Genomic DNA, 18,296 nt, shown 5'->3' on the forward strand with positions numbered 1-18,296 from the left:
CAGCGTTCGAGGAGCCCGCACGACCCTGACCGATAAAGCCGCTGCGATGTTGGCCGGCACGGTCGCCCGCGACAAGCTGGCGGAGGAGGTGCTGGTGCTGGACGTGGCCGCGCTCACCACGGTGGCGAGTTACCTGGTGATTGGTTCGGGCGACTCCGTGCGTCAGGTGAAAGCGATCGCCGAAGCCGTGGACGAGGCGCTCGCGGCCGAGGGCGTGCGGTTGCTGCACAGCGAGGGGGTCGAACACGGTCGCTGGGTGCTCCTCGACTACGGCGACGTCGTTGTCCACGTGTTCCACCGTGAGGCGCGCGAGTTTTATCGCATTGAGCGCCTGTGGGCGGATGCCCCCGAGGTCGATCTGCCGCCCGTTCGCGCAGAAGGCCGCCAGGGGCGAGCCCCTTGGCATCACGACCGAGAACGGAAGGTTCCTCCCGCCGAGCACGCGTAAGAGACCACTGTGCGCTTCTTCGTGACGATCGTCATCCTGCTCTTGGGGGCGTTGGCTTATCTCACGCACCTAAACCCCACTCCCGTCACCTTTCGACTGACCCAAACCCGCCAGGCCGAGATCGGGCTGGCGGTGCTCATGTTGGGGGCCACGGCGTTCGGCGGCGTGCTCGTGTTGTCGGCGCTCGGTATGCGCGAGGTGCGTCGCTGGTGGGCCAATTGGCGGCTGGGTCGCCAGCGGCAGGCGGCGGGCAAGGCGCAGGAGCAACTCGCGATCGCGCACCGGGCGTTGTTCTCCGGCCGGATCAAGGAAGCCTCCTCCCATCTGAGCCGGTTGCTGGACATCAATCCGCACCACGTGCCGGCGCTCCTGGCTCTCGGTACCATCAAGCAGCAACACGGAGAGTTGGCGGATGCGATCCGCCTGCATCGACGCGCGCGAGCCGCGGACGACCAGAACCTGGAAGTAGCGCTCGCGTTGGGCCATGATCTCGAGCTGGCGGAACGGAGAGACGAAGCGGTGCAACTCTACCGTGATCTGCTCAAGTCGGACGAGACCAATCCGAAGGTCCTGGCGCGTTTGCGCGACCTCTACGTCCGCGCCGAGCGGTGGGAAGACGCGCACGGCCTGCAGGAACGGATCTTCAAGACGGCTCGTGTGCCGGCCGACGTCGAGGCCGCCAAGCGGATGTTCTGCGGGATCAAATACGAGTTGGGGCGAATGTGGATGGCGAAGGGCGACCGGGACCGCGCCCGGCGCGCATTTCGCGGCGTGGTCAAGCTGGACAAACGATTCGTCCCGGCATACGTGGGGTGGGGCGAGTTGATCCTGCAGGAAGGACGGCCGCACGACGCCGCATCGCTGTACGAGAAAGCCTACGCCGTGGTCAATGAGATGGTCCTCCTGCACCGCCTGGAGGACCTCTACATCGATATCGGTGAGCCAGAACAGATTCTTCGTCTCTATCACGAGGCGGTTCGCAAAGATCCCGATAACCATGCGCTGCGGTTCTACCTCGGAAAGGCCTACTACCGGCTCGAGATGCTCGACGAAGCCCAGGAAGTCCTCGCGGAAATCGACGCGAGCGACGAACACTTTCCCGATCTGCACCGGCTGCTCGGTAACCTGGCGCAACGCCAAGGGAACGAAGCGCTGGCGGTCGAAGAGTTCAAACGCGCGCTGGGGCTGAAGAAACGCGTGATCGTGCCGTATTACTGCCCGGCCTGCGACTACCACTCCACCCGATACTCGGGCCGGTGCCCGCGCTGCCAGGCGTGGAACACGTTCTCCGCATCGCCGATCGTGGTCAAGCAACACACCGAAGGCGCCATCATCCGCGTGCCATGGTAAGGCCGAGCGATCAGAAACGGCCCCGCCCGATGGTGCTCATCGTGCTGGACGGATGGGGGATTCGGCGGGAGCGCGAGGGGAACGCCATCGCCTTGGCCGGCGCGCCCTTCTATCACGGTCTGTTGCGCGATTATGCCTCGCTCGAACTGACGGCGTCCGGCGAATCCGTCGGTCTTCCCGACGAGCAGATGGGCAATTCCGAGGTCGGCCACCTCAATCTCGGAGCCGGCCGAGTCGTCTACCAGGAGTTGACTCGAATCAACCGCAGCGTGTCCGACGGGTCGTTCGCCTCCAACCCCGTGTTGTGCCGGGCCGTGGACGCGGCAACAGCTCCCGGCGCCACACTTCACCTGCTGGGTCTGCTGTCGGACGGGGGCGTCCATAGTCATATCGAACATGTGTTCGCCTTGCTGGCCATGGCCAAACGCCGCGGTGCGCGTCGCGTGGCCGTGCACGCGTTTCTTGACGGTCGCGACACGCCGCCGCAAAGCGGGGTGAACTACCTCAGGACGTTGGAGGCGCGGCTCGCGACGGAGGGCATCGGGCGCCTGGCGACCGTGTCGGGCCGTTACTATGCCATGGACCGCGATAAACGGTGGGATCGCGTGCAGAAGGCGTATGACGCCATCGTGGCCGGACAAGGAGTCGAGGCCAAGGAAGCGGTGGGCGCGGTGGAGGAGAGCTACCGTCAGGGTGTGACGGACGAATTCGTCGTCCCCATCGTGCTGACGGCCAACGGACAGCCAACTCCTATCCGCGACGGGGACAGCGCGATCTTTTTCAATTTCCGGGCTGACCGCGCGCGGCAATTGACCGCCGCGCTGATCGACGACGGCTTCGACGGATTTCCGCGCAGCCGCCGCGTGCGGTTCGCGGAATTCGTGGGGCTGACCAGGTACGACGACCGACTCGCCGTCTCCGCGGCGTACGAGCCGGTGCGCTTGACGCGGATATTGGCGGATGTCCTCAGCGACCGGGGGCTGAGGCAACTGCGGATTGCGGAGACCGAAAAATACGCCCACGTCACCTATTTCTTCAACGGCGGGGTGGAAACGGTCTACCCGGGGGAGGACCGAATCCTCATTCCCTCGCCCCGCGACGTGGCCACGTATGACCAACGGCCCGCCATGTCGGCCGTCGAAGTCACCGACACGGTCGTCGCCAAGGTGGCGTCGGGGGCGTACGATTTCATGCTCATCAACTACGCCAACCCGGATATGGTCGGGCACACCGGCGACCTGGCCGCGGCGATCGAGGCGGTTCGGGTGATCGACGCGTGCCTGGAACGGGTCGTCGCCGCGGTGTTGGCGCAGGGCGGGGCGGTGTTGCTCACGGCGGATCACGGCAACTTGGAGCAAATGTTCGACGACACGGGGGGACCGCACACCGCGCACACCACCAACCCCGTGCCCTGCATTTTGATCGATGCGCGCCTGCGTCTGGATGCGGCTGATCGGCCGGCGGTCCGTGCCCGCGGAGTGTTTGCGGACGTGGCGCCCACGCTGCTGGCGTTGATGGGTATTCCCCAGCCCCCGGAGATGACGGGCCGGTCGCTCGTAGCTGTTCCCAGCGCGTAGCGCGGGCACGCGTCGCGTCAACCTCCCCAAGGTCGTATGATTCCAATACGGGATGACAACCCCACCACGATCACGCCGGTCGTCACGGTCGGGCTGATCGTGGTCAATGTCCTGGTCTTCATCTATCAACTGTCGCTCGGGCCCCAGGGTCAGGCGTTCGTATACGTCTTCGGCGCGGTGCCCGGAGCGTTGTTCGGGGGCGAGTCGTTGTCACCGGTTCCCCCGATGCTCACCCTTGTGACGTCGATGTTTCTTCACGGAGGCGTGATGCACATCGGGGGCAACATGCTGTATCTGTGGATCTTCGGCAACAACATCGAGGATGTGATGGGCCACGGCCGGTTCATCCTGTTCTACCTGCTGTGCGGGGTGGCCGCGGCCTATGCGCACGCCATCACGGCGCCCGACTCGCTGGTTCCCATGATCGGCGCGAGCGGCGCGATTTCGGGCGTGCTCGGCGCCTACCTTCTCTTATTCCCCCGCGCGCGGGTGTTGACGCTGATTCCGTTCGGGATCGTGATGCACATGGAGTACATCCCGGCGGCGTGGCTGCTGGGGCTGTGGATCCTCCTGCAGTTTTTCAACGGTACCTTGAGTCTTGGTGGCGGAGGCGGCGGGGTGGCTTGGTTTGCGCATGTGGGGGGATTTCTGGCGGGCATGGCGTTGATCCACGCGTTTGTGCGCCGTCGTCCAGGGCGGGACCGGGTGCCGGGGCGGCGGTTTTCTTGACAAATTTGCCAATGTTCTCGGATAATTTTGCGGCTGATGGAGAATCAGCGGTGCAGCGTGTCGATTTCGGGATGAGTCGATGCCCCGGAACGGTCCCTCTTAGGGGGTTTACTCGTGATGGCATGGTGGCATAAGCGGCTCTTACTGGTGCTCCACGTGGCGTTCCTCACCACCGGAGCCTACTTCCTCGCCGACACGGTCAATCTGGTCATCGCGCGAGGTCTGGAGGCCTCGATTCGCCCCAACCAAGGCCCGCCGAATCCGGTCGCGAACCGTACCCCGGCCGTTGATCGGACGGCCTACCAACGGATTCTCCTGGGCGATCTGTTTCACCCCACCGAGCGTGGCCAAGAGATTGTTCAGCCGGAGTTCGCAACCTCACCGACTCTTACGCCTCTTGATTTGCCCCTGATCCTCATCGGGACCGTCGACGGCCAAGGCACGGCCTCGTTTGCGATCCTGGAGGATCGCGGCACGCGCGAGCAACAAGTCTACCGCCTGAAAGACGTGGTCAGGGACGGCGCCATCTTGGCGAAGGTCGAACGCAACCAAGTGGTGTTGCAGCTCGGCACCCGAGAGCAGGTGTTGACGATCTACAGCGACGGGACCCAAGACGTGGCCCCACCAGGTCCCGGTGTGACGTCGCGCGCCGCTGACGCGCCGCCTTCGGGTGCGGGGATCCGCCAAGTGCAGCCCAACCGGTGGGTGCTGGACAAACAGGAGGTCACGGCGGCTTTGGGCAACCTCTCCCAACTGCTGACCAAGGCCCGCGTCGTTCCGAACTTCACCGACGGCAAGCCGGATGGGTTCAAGATTTTCTCGATCGCTCCCGACAGCTTGTACGCGAAGATCGGCCTTCAGAACGGGGACGTTCTGCAGCAGATCAACGGCGTGGAGGTCAAAGACCCGGAGAACTTCATGCGGGTCTTCCAACAGCTCAGGGACGAAACCCAGATCGCGCTGGACTTCGTCCGGAACAGCCGGCGCGAGAGCTATACGTATGAAATCCGCTGAGCCCACGACCCCACGAAACGGAGCCGAGGGCCGCCGCGCGGTACGACGCATCGGCCGGCGGTCTTCCCGCGAACGGGTGTCTGGGCCTGCGGCATGACGAAGCGGAGCGTTCTTCGGCGCTCATTCCTACCTGTTCGATGGGTGGTCCTCGCGGCCGCGATGTTGGTCGCGCCCGCGGGGCTGGCTCAAGCCGCGGAGCCAGCGCCCTCCGCCGCGGCCAAGCCCGTCCGCGCTAGTGAGGCCAAGATCTCGCTCGACTTCAAGGATGTGGACCTACCCGTCCTGGTCAAGTTTTTCGCCGAGCTGACCCAGAAGAATTTCGTGATCGACGAGAAGGTCAAGGGTAAGGTCACGATCTTCTCCCCCTCTCAACTGTCGGTGGACGACGCGTACCGCGTGTTCCTTTCGGTGTTGGAGCTCAAAGGGTTCGCGGCGGTGCCGGCCGGGAAAGTGACGCAGATCCTGCCCGTCACCGAGGTGCCGCCTGATCGGGTGATTGAAGTCTATCCGTTGGCCAATGCGAACGCCGAAGATCTGGTCAAGGTGCTCACGGTGGTGGTCACGCGCCCGGCGCAGGCGGGAGCGGCCCGTCGCGGAACCCAACAGGCCGGGGATTTCGAAGGCGCGGTCCAAATCCTTGCCGACAAGCCGACCAACTCGTTGATCATCACCGCTACGGCGCGCGACCTCGAGTTGGTAAAGGACGTTGTCCGCAAACTGGACACCGCACGGCGCCAGGTGTACGTGGAGACCGTGATCATGGAGGTCACCGTCGATCGCCTCAAGCAGTTCGGCGACGACATTACCGCCTTGTTCGGCGTCCAGACGCCGTCGCAAAACCTCACCGCGGTGGGCGGGCTCAACGCCGAGCCTCCGACCTTTGCACAATTCGCGACGTTGACCAGTACCCCAATCGACTTCAGCGACCTCAGCGCGTTCAACGTCCGGGCCGTGCTCACGGCCCTGCAACGAAGCGACGGTGTCAATATCCTGTCCACGCCGCAGATCCTCACCAGCGACAACCAGAAGGCGGAGATCGTGGTGGGCGAGAATCGTCCGTTTCCCACCGGCCAGAGCCAGACCACCGGGGGGAACACCATCACCACGATCGAGCGCCGAGACGTCGGCATCACGCTTCGCCTCACGCCCCAGATTCTCGAGAGCAGTTTGGTCAAACTCGACGTATTCCAGGAGATCTCCGCGGTGTCGGGTGAGTCGCAGGCGGCTGGATCGATCCCGCTGGGCGTGGTCACCAACAAACGGTCGGCCACCACGTCGGTGCTGGTCCAGGACGGACAGACCGCCGTGATCGGCGGCCTCATCCGCGACAACGTCGTGACGGGTCAGCGAAAGATCCCGTTGCTGGGGGATATTCCGATCTTGGGGTGGCTGTTCAAGTTCGAGAGCAAGCGCACGGAAAAAACCAACCTGCTGATCTTTCTTACGCCCACAATCGTGAAGGGCCCCAAGGAAATGGCCGAGATTCGGGCGGCGAAGAGCGAGGCCATGGGCCAGTACATGGAGACCCTCGACGTCCCCAAGAACGAGATGCAGCGCACCTTGCTGAACGGCGCAAACCCTCCGCAGCCGAAACCCTAGCGCGTCGATGGCAGCACGATGGCGACAAAAGCGGCCGAGATTATGACGCCGGGTGGTGTGTCCCGTGTCGCGCAGGGCACGCGGCCGTCGGGGAACACCGCCGCTCCCCGGCTGGGCGAGATCCTGGTGAGCAAATTCGGCGTCACGCAGGCCCAGGTGGACGAGGCGCTTTCCGTGCAACGGGACAAGGGCGGGCGGCTGGGAGAAATTCTCGTTCGCATGGGGCACGTGAAAGAAGAAGCGGTGCTCGAAGCCCTGGCCGAGCAGCTCCGCATGCCGTACCTGCGTCACATCTCCACGGGCGACATCGACCGCGCGTTGCTGGCCAAGGTTCCGATCGCGTTCGCCAAACGGTACGAGCTCCTGCCGCTGCGTGAGGTCGACGGCGCGGTGCAGGTGGCTACGTCGCAACCGTTGGCCACGGCGCCGCTCGACGACGTCCGTCTCCTGCTGGCGAAACCGGTCGCGCCGGTCATCGTGTCGTCCCGAGCAATTGTCTCGTGTATCAACCAGGCCTACGAGCGCGGCGGGGACTCGGCGGAACAGGTGATCGAAGGTCTCGGCGCCGAGTCACTCGATTCCCTGGCCACCGCGCTGGAAGAGGAGCCGCGCGATCTCCTCGAGGCGGCGGACGAAGCGCCCATCATCAAGCTGGTGAATTCGCTGCTGTTCGAGGCCGCGACCAAACGAGCGAGCGACATCCACATCGAACCCTTTGAGCGCGACCTCCTCATCCGATATCGCATCGACGGGGTGTTGTACAACGTCTTGACGCCGCCCAAGCGGCTGCAGGCGAGCATCATCTCCCGGATCAAGATCATGGGGGGGCTCAATATCGCCGAGAAACGCCTGCCCCAAGACGGCCGGATCAGCATCAAGATCGCCGGGCGGGACATCGATATCCGCGTGTCCGCGATTCCGACCGCGCATGGCGAACGGCTTGTGCTTCGGCTGCTGGACAAGGGCAACCTGTTGCTGCAGCTCTCCGAGATCGGGCTTGACGACGACGAGCGACTCACGACCCTGAACCAACTCATTCGCCTCAGTCACGGGATCGTGCTGGTCACCGGGCCGACCGGAAGCGGCAAAACCACTACGCTCTACGCCGCCCTCAACACCATCAACGCGCCCGAAAAGAACATCATCACCATCGAAGACCCGATCGAATACCAACTGCGCGGCGTGGGTCAGATGCAGGTCAACCCCAAGATCAATCTGACGTTTGCGGCGGGCCTGCGGTCGATCCTGCGTCAGGACCCGGACGTCATCATGGTCGGCGAGATCCGCGACGGCGAAACCGCGGAAATCGCCATCCACGCGTCGTTGACCGGACACCTCGTCTTCTCCACCCTGCACACCAACGACGCGGCGGGAGCCATCACCAGACTGCTGGACATGGGAATCGAGCCGTTTCTGGTCGCGTCATCGCTCGTCGCGATCGTGGCCCAGCGCCTGGTGCGCATCTTGTGTCCCGCGTGCCGTCAGCCGTACCAGCCCGCGGCCGAAGAGCTCGTCAAGCTCGGCATCCGCGCCGACCGCGCGAAGGGTGCCACCGCGTTCCGGGTCGGGGGATGCGCCGCCTGTCTCTCCACCGGGTACCGCGGACGGACCGGAATCTACGAGCTCCTGGTGTTGGACGACGAGTCGCGGGCGCTGGTCCTCGCAAAAGCCGACGCGAACACCATCAAGGCCCGCGCGATCGCGCACGGCATGAGAACCCTCCGCGAGGATGGCGCCAGAAAAGTCCTGTCAGGGATCACCACCACGGAAGAGGTGCTCCGCGTGACCTCGGAGGACGTGAGGTGACGGCGGGGGCGGGACATCCGCTGCCGGCTGGTCGTGACGATTCGCCCTGACCCGCTCTCCGACCCATGCCCGTCTTTGAATACACGGCGTTGACGCCCGAGGGCCGCACGGTGTCCGGCGTCATCGACGCGGACAGCCCCAAAGACGCCAGGCAGAAACTCAAACGCTCGGGCGTGTTCCCCGTTGACGTGGCAATCACCGCGACGCGGCCCGCGGCCGGCCGGCCGCTCTGGGGCGAGCGCGTGGCGGCCACCGAGGTGGCGGTGCTCACGCGCCAACTCGCCACCCTGCTTGCGGCGGGTTTGCCGTTGGTGGATTCGCTCACCGCGCTCGGCGAGCAGGTGGAGCGGACCGCGGTGAAACGCGTGGTGGCCTCCGTGCGGGAGCGGATCCGCGAGGGCGGTTCGTTCGCGGAAGCGCTGGCCGTCCACCCCACGGTGTTCTCCTCCCTTTACGTCAACATGGTTCGGGTGGGGGAGGCCAGCGGAACGCTCGATCGCGTGCTGCAGAGCCTCGCGGAGTTCCTGGAACGCCAAGCCAAAGTGCGGAACGCGGTCGTGGGCGCGTTGACCTACCCGGTGCTCATGCTCGCCGTCAGCCTCGCCATCCTGGTGTTCCTGATCGCGTTCGTGGTCCCCAAGGTGACCGCGGTCTTCGCGGATCTCCAGCAGGCGTTGCCGTGGCCGACGAGGCTTCTGATCTTCGCCAGCGACGCGGTGCGCGCGGGGTGGTGGGTGTTCGCCATCGTCGCGGTCGCGGGCGGCGTCTGGTTCTCCCGTTATGCGCGCACCGCGCACGGTCGCCGCCGTCTCGACGCGCTGGCGTTGCGGGTGCCGATCGTAGGCCGCCTCACCCGGCTGATCGCGCTGTCGCGGTTTTCGTCCACGCTCAGCACCTTGCTGGCCGGGGGCGTGGCCCTGCTGACGGCGCTCGAGATCGTCCGGCACGTGGTCCGCAACGAGATCATCGCCGCGGCCATCGACGCGGCGCGTGAACGGATCCGTCAAGGGCAGAGCATCGCCGAACCGTTGCGCACGAGCGGGGTCTTCCCCCCCCTGGTGACGCACATGATCGCCGTCGGGGAACTGAGCGGGGAGCTGGAGTCGATGCTCAAGAAGGTGTCCGAGGCGTACGATCACGAGGTGGAAACCACCCTCGGCTCGATCACGGCGATGTTGTCTCCGGTGATGATTTTGGTGATGGGCGGTGTGATCCTGTTCATCGTCCTGGCGATCCTGTTGCCGATTTTCGAGATGAGCCAGATTGTGAGGTGATGCCGTGATTGGTCTATCGTCGTGGGTGAGAAGCATGATCCGTAGGGCCAAGCTGGTTGCGTCGCCGGTTGGCTTGCTGCACGATCCGCAAAGAAAGGGGCGATTTCCAGGGGTCCCCTTGGCGCACTCCGGGTTTACCTTGATCGAAGTCATGGTGGTGGTCACGATTCTGGCTATCCTGGCCATCCTGGTGGTGCCCAAGATCGTGGGGCGAACCGACGACGCGCGGCGGACCGCGGCTATTGTGGAGATCAAAAACCTCGAAGAAGCCCTGCATCTCTACAAACTCGACAACGCCTTCTATCCCACAACGGAGCAGGGACTGGAGGCCCTCGTGACGAAACCCACGTCGAGTCCGATTCCGGAGCGATGGCGCACCGGAGGCTACGTGGCGAAGGTGCCCAAAGATCCGTGGAACAATGACTACGTCTACCTGTCGCCCGGAACGCACGGCGATTTCGATTTGTTGTCGTACGGCGGGGACGGGGAGCGCGGCGGGGAGGACAAGGACGCGGATCTGGAGAATTGGGATCTGAAGTGACACCGAGTGATGGGTTGATATGACAAAGGCGGGATGGGGGGATTTCCGAAAGGGATCCCCTCGTCACGTGGAGGTCGGCTTGCTTCGCGATCCGTATCGAAGGAAGCGATTACATGCTGCGCCCTTGGCGCAGGGCGGGTTGCTGCGCGATCCGGGAAGAAGGGGAGGATTTACAGTTGCGCCCTTGGCGCAAAGCGGATTGCTGCGCCACCCGTGTGGATTGGGACGATTGACATCTGCGCCCTTGGCGCAGGGCGGGTTTACTCTGATTGAAATTTCGATCGTGGTGTTTATTCTTGCACTCGTGGCGTTGCTGGTGACTCCAAAACTGCACCGGTTCGCGGGAGGGGACGCCCGATCAGCGTCGCGCGAGTTGGCCGGATTTGTCGCTGCGCTCGAACAGGAGGCGGTGGCGTCGCACACCATCCATCGACTCTATTACGACCTGGAGGCAGACGAGTACTGGGTCACGACACTGGTGCCGGTGGGCGGCGTGCTGGAAGAAGGTGCTCCGGTGGGCACGAAACGCCGGCTTCCTTCCGATGTTCAGTTCGAAGACGTGGCCACAGCGCACCAGGGATTGGTCACCTCGGGGACGGCGTTCACCCAGTTCTTTCCTTCGGGCGCGGTGACGCGAACCACCATCCATCTTCGCGATGAGGATGACGCGAAGTACAGTCTGTCGGTCAATCCGATCACGGGCCGAGTCGTGGTCACGGACGGATACGTGGACACGGTGGGGGCGTCGTGAGCACGCGGGGCGGCTTGCTGCGCGATCCGAGTGGAATGGGACGATTTAGATTTGTGCCCTCGGCACAAGGCGGATTGCTGCGCCAACCGCGAGGAACGGGACGATGTACATCTGCGCCTTCGGCGCAGTGCGGATTTACTCTGTTGGAAATCATGGTGGCGCTGGCCATCATTGGGGTGGCGTTCGTGGCCCTGCTCGGGCTGCGGAACCGAGACATCGTGCTGCACGAACGTGGGCGCGCGATGATTCAAGCCACCGCGCTCGCGCAGCAGCGGATGGGCGAGGTGCTGGTCGGCACCTATCCCGATGTGGGAACCAGTGAAGGACAATTCGAAGACGAACAATCGCGGTTTGCCTGGCGCCAAGAGGTGCAACAGACGCCGTTCGAGTTCGTGCGGGAGGTCCGCGTGACCGTGACGTGGGATCCGCCCCACAACGAACGAGTCGACTTGGTGAGTTACGTCTTCCAACGCTCCGCCCAACCGTAACGCTGTGCGTGAACACACATTGCTGCGCGATCCGAGAGACGTGAGCGCCTTTACCTTGATCGAGGTGGTGGTGGCGATCGCTCTGCTGGCGGTGGTGATGACCATCGTGTACAGCGCGTTTTCTCGGAGCATCGACGTGACGCGCGAAACGGCCCAAGTGACCGAGCGGGTGCGACAGGTCCAAGTGATCACCGAGCGGCTGGTCGATGAACTCTCGGCGGCCCACTGGTCCAACAGACCAATGGTACCGGCGTCGGCCGACACGGAGGGGCGCGGGAGTTTTGTCGGGACGAGGGACACGACGCTGGACTCCGACGTCCGGCTCGATCGGTTGGTGTGGACGACGTTTGCGCATCGCCGCTACGTGGCGGACCGTCCCGAGGCGGATGTCGCGGAGGTCGCCTACCGGGTGGCGGTCGAGTCTGATTCGTCGGAAGGGGGGCGGTTGGTGCGCGACGAGCGGATCAATGTGTTTTCCGAAGCGGAGTGGGCCACGCAAAGCGACGACCTGGCGGTTGGTGTGTCGGAGTTTCGCCTCCGATATCTGACCAAGGGCGAATGGGTGGATGAGTGGGACGCTGACCAGCGCCTCCGCCTTCCGGACGCCGTGGAGGTGACGGTCGCGCTCGCCGGCAAGGGCAACGCCCCGCCGGAGCGAATGCGGACGATCGTCCCGCTGCCGCTCGCCACCCGGTGAGCCGTTACATATGTCGGGTCAAGCCGTGGTGACTGCGGGTCGTGTCGGCTCACGCGTGTCTTGGCGAGCCGCCATGGGTTACGCGCTGTATGCGTTGCTCGCCTTTGCCGTGTTTCTGGTCTGGTTTTTCCCGGTCGAGGGGCTCCAGACCAAACTGCTGGCTGAAGTGGAACGCCGCGTTCAGGCGACCGTCACGGTGCAGAACCGTGACTGGCTCTTCCCGCTGGGCGTGGCGTGGCAGGGAGTGCGGATCGTGCCGGTCGGCCACCCCGACCGCGCGGTGGTGCTCGACGCGATTCGAGTGGACCTGGCGGTTCTGCCACTGTTGCGTCGGCGGATCGAAGCCGATCTGACGTGGGAGGCCTACGGCGGCAAGGCGCGGGGGAGCTGGTCGCTGCGGCGTGAAGGCGACGATACGCGCCTCTCGCTCGATCAATTCGGGCAGGGGTTCGAGGTGGGGCAGCTGCCGGGCCTGCCCGAGGGCTCGTGGCAGGGCGTTCTGCAGGTCGACCTCAACGGCCGCTGGCTCAATGAGGCATGGTGGTTGGGGGAGGGGACCGGGTCGGTCGAGGTCTCGCGATTGAAGGTCGACGGTCTGACCGTCGGGGGATTCCCCGTGAACGGAATCGAGTTCGACTCGGTGACGGGGCACGTGTCGCTCAACGGCGGCACGATCACGCTGCAACGGCTGGCCGCTCACGGCCCGCTGGGCAAGGTCTCGGGCGATGGCACGGTGCTGGTGCGCGCCCCGTGGACGGAGAGCGTCATCAACCTTACGCTGCGACTCGAACCGACGGCCGACGCGAAGGCGCGCGTCCCGATGCTCGCGCTGTCCGGTGGGGGCGCGGTGACCGTGCGGGTGAGCGGGCGTCTCGCCAGACCCGGCGTCAGCGTCAACGGCGCACCGGTGGTGTAGCGATGCGAGGCATCGGATTCGATCTCGGTCCCAACGCGGTGACGGCGGCGGTGGTGAACGCGGGGCTCAAGAGCGTCAAACTGGAGTCCGTGCGGGTCTCCGCTGCGCCCGAGACGGGAGAGGCCCGCGCCCGTGCATTGCGGGCCCTTAAACAGGCGACGCTGCCGGCGGCCATCGCAGTGCCGGTGCATCAAGTATCCACCCGCCTCGTGACGGTGCCGTTCACCCTGCAAGCGAAGTGGGACGCGGTGCTGCCGTCCGAGTTGGAGGGCCAGATTCCGTTCGAACTGGACGAGGTCGTCGTCGATGGGGCGGCGGTGGACCGCGACGGGAACCGCACACGCGTGCTGGCCGCCGCCGCGCCCAAAACCACGGTGAAAGCCCGACTCGATGACGCCGCCCGGGGTGGAATCGATCCCCGCGTCGTCACCATCGATGCCGAGGCGCTCGCAGCGGCCGCGTCCGCGTGGTTGCCGGCGTCGCCGGATCTGGCGCTGGTTCACCTGGATGATCGCGCGGTCACGCTCACGTTGCTCGCCGACGGTCGGGTGCGCGCCACGCGCGCGGTACTCTGGGACGGCGGTGCGGCGCGCGACGCGGTCGCCCGCGGGTGCGGGCTGCCGGCGGCGGAGATCGAGGAAATTGCCGCGGGCGAACGACGGACAGAAGTCGACGGAGGAGAGCTGGCCGAGGCCTTGGGACGCGCGCTCAAACCGGCGCTCGACGAGGCCGTTCGCACCTTGCGCGCCGATCGGCTCGAATCGGACCGTGCCGTCGCATCCGTTTCGGTGAGCGGGCGATGGTCCGCGGTCGGAGAGGTCGGCGAAACCGTGGCCCGGTCGCTCGGCCTGGCGTGCGTCCGGTGGCCGTCCGTGTCCGTGGGCGGCGTCGAACGGCCCCTCGGACCGGCCGCGCTCGCCGCCGGCCTCGCGTTGATCGCGGCCCGCGGCGGGGTCCATCTCAACCTCCGTCGCGGGGAGTTCGTCTACGGGCGCGAGCGGGCCGGGCTTCGGAGGCGGTTGGTGGCGCTCGGCGCGCTCGCCGTGTTCGCACTGGCGGCGGCGGGCGTCGATTGGGGGGTCCGCTTGACCCTCAAGGAGCGCCGATGGGCCGAAGTCGACGGTCGCGTCCGCGCGGCGTTCCAGCAAGTGTTGCCCGAAGCAACGATCGTGAGCGAACCCGAACAGCTCCAAGCGGCGATCGACACGTTGACCAAACAACGGGCGTTTCTGGGGGGCAGGCTGGGCGTGTTGGACGTCCTATTGGCGTTCACCGACGCCATGCCGCCGGAGAGCGGCGTCGCGGTGTTGGACCTGTCGATCGACCAGGACAAGGTTCGGATGGAGGCCGAGACGCTTTCGTTCGACTGGGTGAACAAGATCGAAAGCGCGATTACCAAACTGCCGAACGTGCAAACCGTGGCGGTGAGCGACGCCAAGACCACGGCGGATCAATCCAAGGTCCGCTTCATCATGAACGTCACGCTGGCGGAGGGCGTGTGAAGGCCGCGCTGTCCGCGTGGTGGCGAGAGCGGACGGACCGCGAGCGCGTGGTGCTCGGAGCCGGCGCGGTGATCGCGTTGGGCCTTGCGGGGTTCGCGTTCGTGGCGGACCCGTTGATGGAACGCAGCGCGCGGTTGGACCGCCGAATCGTCCAACGCCAAGACGACCTCGCACGGGTGGAAAAGCTGGGCGCCGAGTACCGCGCCGTCGCCGACCAGATGGCGGGCCTCGATCGGCGCGTGGCTGCTCCCGGCAGCTTTGCCCTCTTGTCGTTTCTCGAAGAAACCGCCTCGGTGCAGCAAATGCGCAACCGCCTGACCTCGATCCGGCCCCAGCCCGCCCAGACACTCCCACCGTACCGGGAGGTCGTCGCAGAGGTGAAACTCGAGTCCATCACCTTGGCCCAGGTCGTGGCCTACCTGGACGCGCTGGATCGAGCCCCGCAGCGTGTGCGGGTCAAGCTGCTGCGTCTCAAGACGCGTTACGCAGACCCCAAACTCCTGGACGGATCGCTCCTGGTTTCCACGTATGAGCGGATCTCCTGACCGCGTGGCACACGGTCAGCGCGGGATGGCGCTGGTGCTCACCCTGCTCGTGGTGGTCCTGCTGGTGACCGCGGTGCTGGAGTTCGATCGGTCCACGCGGACCACGCTCAAGGCCGCCGGGAACTTCCGCGACGGGATGAAAGCCTTTCATCTGGCCACCTCCGGTGTGGCAGCTGCTCAAGCCGTGCTGAAAGACGACCTGACCAAAACTGGCGGCAAAGACGATCTCACCGAGTTGTGGGCCATTCCGTTTCCTCCCTATCCGGTCGGCGACGGGACCGTGGCGGTCGCGATTCAAGACGAGGGTGGAAAGATCAACCTCAACGCGCTAGTCACCAAAGACGGTAACCGCTTTACCGAACCGGCGTGGCAGGTCGAGCGTCTTAGGAAGCTCTTTCGCCTCAAGGATCTGGACCCCAGCATGGTGGACGCGATCGTGGACTGGCTGGACCGCGACGAGATTCCAGAGCCCAACGGGGCTGAAACCTCGTACTACGAGGGCCTTGAACGCCCGTATCGATGCCGGAACGGCCCGATGGAGACGCTGGCCGAGCTGCATCTGGTGAAGGGTATTACGGATGAGGTGTACCGAACTATTTCCCCGTACCTGACGGTCTATTGGAACGGTCCGCCGGGCGGAGAATCACGGATCAACGTCAACACCGCGGACCCCCTTGTGCTCGAGTCGCTGGCCGTGCGCGAAGGGCCCGGTATCCAGTTTCCCTTGGACGCGGCGCAGGTCGAGCAGATCGTAGCCACGCGTCCGTTCGCCAACGTCACGCAGTTGCAGAAGGTCCCAGGCCTCACGCCGGCCGTGTACAGCGCGATCCAGCCGCAACTGGAGGTCGGGAGCCGGTTCTTCTCGATCTACGCGGAAGGGGAGGCCAACGGCGTGAAAAAAGGGGTGATCGCCGTGGCCGAACGCGTGGGCGAACCGGCGTTGCGCTACTGGCGGTTGGCCGACTGAACCCCCTGAGCCAGTCGCCGCCTCACGCGGGCTTACGCGCCACCACAACGCGAATCGCCATGGGGAGGGCGATTCCCCCGTCGCGCCGGTAGCTGTCGGCCGCGCGTTTGATTCCCTCCTGGGCCGCTCCCCGTTGTGCGGCGTCCAATTTCGTCAGCAGATTCTGGATGGGCGCGGCGATGTCGAGCAGGCTGTCCAGGTACTCCTGGGCGGACGCGAACGGAGATTCACCGATCATCTCATCGTCCGCCAAGCCGGCAAGGCCCGCGCGTTCCATCATCCCCAGCAGATCTCCCGGTTTGGCGAGCCGGAAGATCCCGGGCTGGTCTGGAGCGGGCGTGGGAACTTCTGTGAGCGTCTTGATGACGTCTATGGGCGCGCGGAGGTAGGGATTCTTGTCTGGCGCGGACCACACCGCGGCCGCCACATAGCCTCCGGGCTTGACCACGCGGGCGATCTCCGCGACCGCCCTCGCAACATCCGGTAGAAACATCAGACAGAAACGCGTGATCACGGCATCGAACGAGGCCGGCTCGAACGGCAGCGTGGTAACGTCGGCGGGGCGGAACGAGAGATTCGCGAGCCCCAGCCCAGCGGCCTTGCGGCGCGCCACGTCCAGCATCTCCTCGGCGAGGTCCAGTCCGACCACTTCTCCGCCGTTGCCGACAGCCTGTGCGGCGAGCACGGCGGGATAGCCGGTACCACTGCCCAGGTCCAGGACGCGATGACCGGGGCGGAGCCTCGCATCCCCCACCAGCCGATAGTTAACGAACGCGAGGTTGTCATCGAGCACCCGGTCCCATTTCTCCCAACCGGGTGCGACGCGGTTCCAGTCAGTGCGTTGGGTATCGATGTACTGTTGGGTGTCGCCGGTGCTCATAGTGTTCTCCCCGAAGTGACGCGTGAAAAGTCGTGTGGCGCATGCCGCGACGGCGCCTGCGCCTATTTCATCACGACGTACCAGTTGTTTTGGATGTCGTGCGCCAAGCGGTGCGTGGTGATGGAGCGAAAACCGGCCCGCTGAAGGTACTCCCGCGTGGTCTCTTCGCCCCACATCGCGCCCAACCCCTCACCGCCTTGCGCGAGGGAGACGGTCATGCAGTGCATGCAGGAGATCGTGTACAGGAACGGGCCGATGGGATGCTCGATGTCCTTGTGAACGTGGCTCGTCCCGCTGATGTCCTGCATGAGATACACGCCGTCCGGCGTCAGCGTCCGATAAATACCCTTGAGCACGTTCAGCGGCCTGGCTTGGTCATGAATGGCGTCAAAGGTCGTGACGACGTCAAACGATCCAGGCTCGGCCGTTCGGTCGAAGTCACTCACGTCGGCGGTGGCGAACTCGATGTTTCGTAATCCGTGCCGCGACGCCTCATCGCGCGCAGAAGCGATCGCCTCCGGCGAGAGGTCCAGCCCGGTAAACCGACTGTTGGGGTACAGCGTTGCGAGCCGGGTCAGGATGCGGCCGCGTCCACATCCCACGTCCAGGACGCGAAGCCCTTTCTCCAAGCGCTCGGTCAACTCCGGCACGAGCGGCAGGATGTGAGACTCCAGCGAGGATAGCACCGACTGTCCGCTATCCTCGGCCATCACGTCGTGGAACCGCGGGAACTTGGAGTACGGGACCCCGCCGCCGTTCGTGAAGCATTCAACGATATCGTCCTCCACACCGCCGAGCACCGCAATATATTGGGCGAACACCGCCATATTGTCGGCGGCAGCCGCCCGGGTCAGATACGCGGCGTGCTCGCTCGGCAGCGAGTACCGGGCAGTGGCGGGATCGACCTCCACGACCCCTGCGGTCACCATCGCGCCGAGCCACTCACGGACGTAGCGTTCGTTCAAGCCCGCGGCCGCGGCGATGGCTTCTGACGTGCTTGGGGCCAGCCTGCTCATGACGTCGAACAGCCCGGTGCGATGGCCGACGGACAGCATCAGGCAGAGGGCGCCGTTGTTGAGCGTTCCGAGCACTTTCCCGGCGAAGGCCTCGGCTTTGGCCCGATCAAAGGTGAGTTGCGTGTCGCTTTGTGACATGTTCTTCGCCTCCATGGTTGCCGGGTAGTTTTCGCCACCTAATTGCTCCGTTATTGTG

The 18,296-nt window shown here is 65.1% G+C and carries 18 protein-coding genes; 16 read left to right on the forward strand and 2 right to left on the reverse strand.

Annotated elements, in window-relative coordinates:
• Positions 1-46 precede the first annotated feature (46 nt).
• The 16 genes from rsfS (at position 47) to gspK (ending at position 16,204) form a co-directional block, all read left to right on the forward strand.
• Positions 47-448: a ribosome silencing factor gene (rsfS, locus tag AB1451_09880; protein MEW6683210.1), complete on the forward strand. Its 402-nt coding sequence runs from the start codon at positions 47-49 to the stop codon at positions 446-448.
• A 9-nt stretch (positions 449-457) separates the two neighbouring features.
• Complete coding sequence (locus AB1451_09885) at positions 458-1,798, forward strand: tetratricopeptide repeat protein (GenBank protein ID MEW6683211.1); 1,341 nt, start codon at positions 458-460, stop codon at positions 1,796-1,798.
• Positions 1,792-3,375: a 2,3-bisphosphoglycerate-independent phosphoglycerate mutase gene (gene gpmI / locus AB1451_09890; protein MEW6683212.1), complete on the forward strand. Its 1,584-nt coding sequence runs from the start codon at positions 1,792-1,794 to the stop codon at positions 3,373-3,375. The genes AB1451_09885 and gpmI overlap by 7 nt, the downstream gene beginning before the upstream one ends.
• Before the next feature lie 36 nt (positions 3,376-3,411).
• Complete coding sequence (locus tag AB1451_09895; GenBank protein ID MEW6683213.1) at positions 3,412-4,104, forward strand: rhomboid family intramembrane serine protease; 693 nt, start codon at positions 3,412-3,414, stop codon at positions 4,102-4,104.
• 117 nt (positions 4,105-4,221) lie between these two features.
• Entirely contained in the window at positions 4,222-5,118 is an 897-nt protein-coding gene (gspC, locus tag AB1451_09900) for a type II secretion system protein GspC (protein MEW6683214.1), read from the forward strand.
• Positions 5,119-5,211: 93 nt separating this feature from the next.
• Positions 5,212-6,717, forward strand: coding sequence for a secretin N-terminal domain-containing protein (locus AB1451_09905; protein MEW6683215.1), 1,506 nt, complete (start codon positions 5,212-5,214; stop codon positions 6,715-6,717).
• Positions 6,718-6,735: 18 nt separating this feature from the next.
• Positions 6,736-8,523, forward strand: a complete 1,788-nt coding sequence (gene gspE / locus AB1451_09910; GenBank protein ID MEW6683216.1) for a type II secretion system ATPase GspE — start codon at positions 6,736-6,738, stop codon at positions 8,521-8,523.
• Positions 8,524-8,588: 65 nt separating this feature from the next.
• Entirely contained in the window at positions 8,589-9,797 is a 1,209-nt protein-coding gene (gene gspF / locus AB1451_09915; GenBank protein ID MEW6683217.1) for a type II secretion system inner membrane protein GspF, read from the forward strand.
• A 34-nt stretch (positions 9,798-9,831) separates the two neighbouring features.
• On the forward strand, positions 9,832-10,338 hold the full coding sequence (gspG, locus tag AB1451_09920) for a type II secretion system major pseudopilin GspG (GenBank protein ID MEW6683218.1): 507 nt from the start codon (positions 9,832-9,834) through the stop codon (positions 10,336-10,338).
• 229 nt (positions 10,339-10,567) lie between these two features.
• A complete protein-coding gene (locus AB1451_09925; GenBank protein MEW6683219.1) occupies positions 10,568-11,089 on the forward strand; it encodes a prepilin-type N-terminal cleavage/methylation domain-containing protein in 522 nt (173 codons plus the stop codon).
• A gap of 35 nt (positions 11,090-11,124) precedes the next feature.
• A complete protein-coding gene (gene gspI / locus AB1451_09930) occupies positions 11,125-11,577 on the forward strand; it encodes a type II secretion system minor pseudopilin GspI (protein MEW6683220.1) in 453 nt (150 codons plus the stop codon).
• Between the two features lie 40 nt (positions 11,578-11,617).
• Positions 11,618-12,274 (forward strand): type II secretion system protein GspJ, encoded by a 657-nt coding sequence (locus tag AB1451_09935; protein MEW6683221.1) that lies wholly within the window; start codon positions 11,618-11,620, stop codon positions 12,272-12,274.
• 10 nt (positions 12,275-12,284) lie between these two features.
• The gene (gene gspN, locus AB1451_09940) at positions 12,285-13,190 is read left to right on the forward strand and encodes a type II secretion system protein GspN (GenBank protein MEW6683222.1); all 906 of its coding nucleotides are present in this window, start codon (positions 12,285-12,287) and stop codon (positions 13,188-13,190) included.
• A gap of 2 nt (positions 13,191-13,192) precedes the next feature.
• Entirely contained in the window at positions 13,193-14,692 is a 1,500-nt protein-coding gene (gene pilM, locus AB1451_09945; protein ID MEW6683223.1) for a pilus assembly protein PilM, read from the forward strand.
• Positions 14,689-15,237, forward strand: a complete 549-nt coding sequence (gspM, locus tag AB1451_09950) for a type II secretion system protein GspM (protein ID MEW6683224.1) — start codon at positions 14,689-14,691, stop codon at positions 15,235-15,237. Before pilM ends, gspM begins: the two co-directional genes overlap by 4 nt.
• Entirely contained in the window at positions 15,221-16,204 is a 984-nt protein-coding gene (gspK, locus tag AB1451_09955; GenBank protein MEW6683225.1) for a type II secretion system minor pseudopilin GspK, read from the forward strand. Before gspM ends, gspK begins: the two co-directional genes overlap by 17 nt.
• A 22-nt stretch (positions 16,205-16,226) precedes the next feature.
• Here the strand turns inward: gspK and AB1451_09960 are convergent, their stop codons facing one another.
• Both AB1451_09960 and AB1451_09965 read right to left on the reverse strand, forming a co-directional pair.
• On the reverse strand, positions 16,227-17,084 hold the full coding sequence (locus AB1451_09960) for a class I SAM-dependent methyltransferase (GenBank protein ID MEW6683226.1): 858 nt from the start codon (positions 17,082-17,084) through the stop codon (positions 16,227-16,229).
• A 62-nt stretch (positions 17,085-17,146) separates the two neighbouring features.
• Entirely contained in the window at positions 17,147-18,238 is a 1,092-nt protein-coding gene (locus AB1451_09965; protein MEW6683227.1) for a class I SAM-dependent methyltransferase, read from the reverse strand.
• Between the last annotated feature and the right edge of the window lie 58 nt (positions 18,239-18,296).

The organism is Nitrospirota bacterium (genome assembly GCA_040757335.1).
Lineage (GTDB): Bacteria > Nitrospirota > Nitrospiria > 2-01-FULL-66-17 > 2-01-FULL-66-17 > JBFLXB01.

Coding starts and splice junctions, on each gene's coding strand:
- rsfS (MEW6683210.1), top strand. CDS start 47: ATGTTGGCCGGCACGGTCGCCCGCGACAAGCTGGCGGAGGAGGTGCTG.
- gpmI (MEW6683212.1), top strand. CDS start 1,792: ATGGTAAGGCCGAGCGATCAGAAACGGCCCCGCCCGATGGTGCTCATC.
- AB1451_09895 (MEW6683213.1), top strand. CDS start 3,412: ATGATTCCAATACGGGATGACAACCCCACCACGATCACGCCGGTCGTC.
- gspC (MEW6683214.1), top strand. CDS start 4,222: ATGGCATGGTGGCATAAGCGGCTCTTACTGGTGCTCCACGTGGCGTTC.
- AB1451_09905 (MEW6683215.1), top strand. CDS start 5,212: ATGACGAAGCGGAGCGTTCTTCGGCGCTCATTCCTACCTGTTCGATGG.
- gspE (MEW6683216.1), top strand. CDS start 6,736: ATGGCGACAAAAGCGGCCGAGATTATGACGCCGGGTGGTGTGTCCCGT.
- gspF (MEW6683217.1), top strand. CDS start 8,589: ATGCCCGTCTTTGAATACACGGCGTTGACGCCCGAGGGCCGCACGGTG.
- gspG (MEW6683218.1), top strand. CDS start 9,832: ATGATCCGTAGGGCCAAGCTGGTTGCGTCGCCGGTTGGCTTGCTGCAC.
- gspI (MEW6683220.1), top strand. CDS start 11,125: ATGGGACGATTTAGATTTGTGCCCTCGGCACAAGGCGGATTGCTGCGC.
- gspN (MEW6683222.1), top strand. CDS start 12,285: ATGTCGGGTCAAGCCGTGGTGACTGCGGGTCGTGTCGGCTCACGCGTG.
- pilM (MEW6683223.1), top strand. CDS start 13,193: ATGCGAGGCATCGGATTCGATCTCGGTCCCAACGCGGTGACGGCGGCG.
- gspK (MEW6683225.1), top strand. CDS start 15,221: ATGAGCGGATCTCCTGACCGCGTGGCACACGGTCAGCGCGGGATGGCG.
- AB1451_09960 (MEW6683226.1), bottom strand. CDS start 17,084: ATGAGCACCGGCGACACCCAACAGTACATCGATACCCAACGCACTGAC.
- AB1451_09965 (MEW6683227.1), bottom strand. CDS start 18,238: ATGTCACAAAGCGACACGCAACTCACCTTTGATCGGGCCAAAGCCGAG.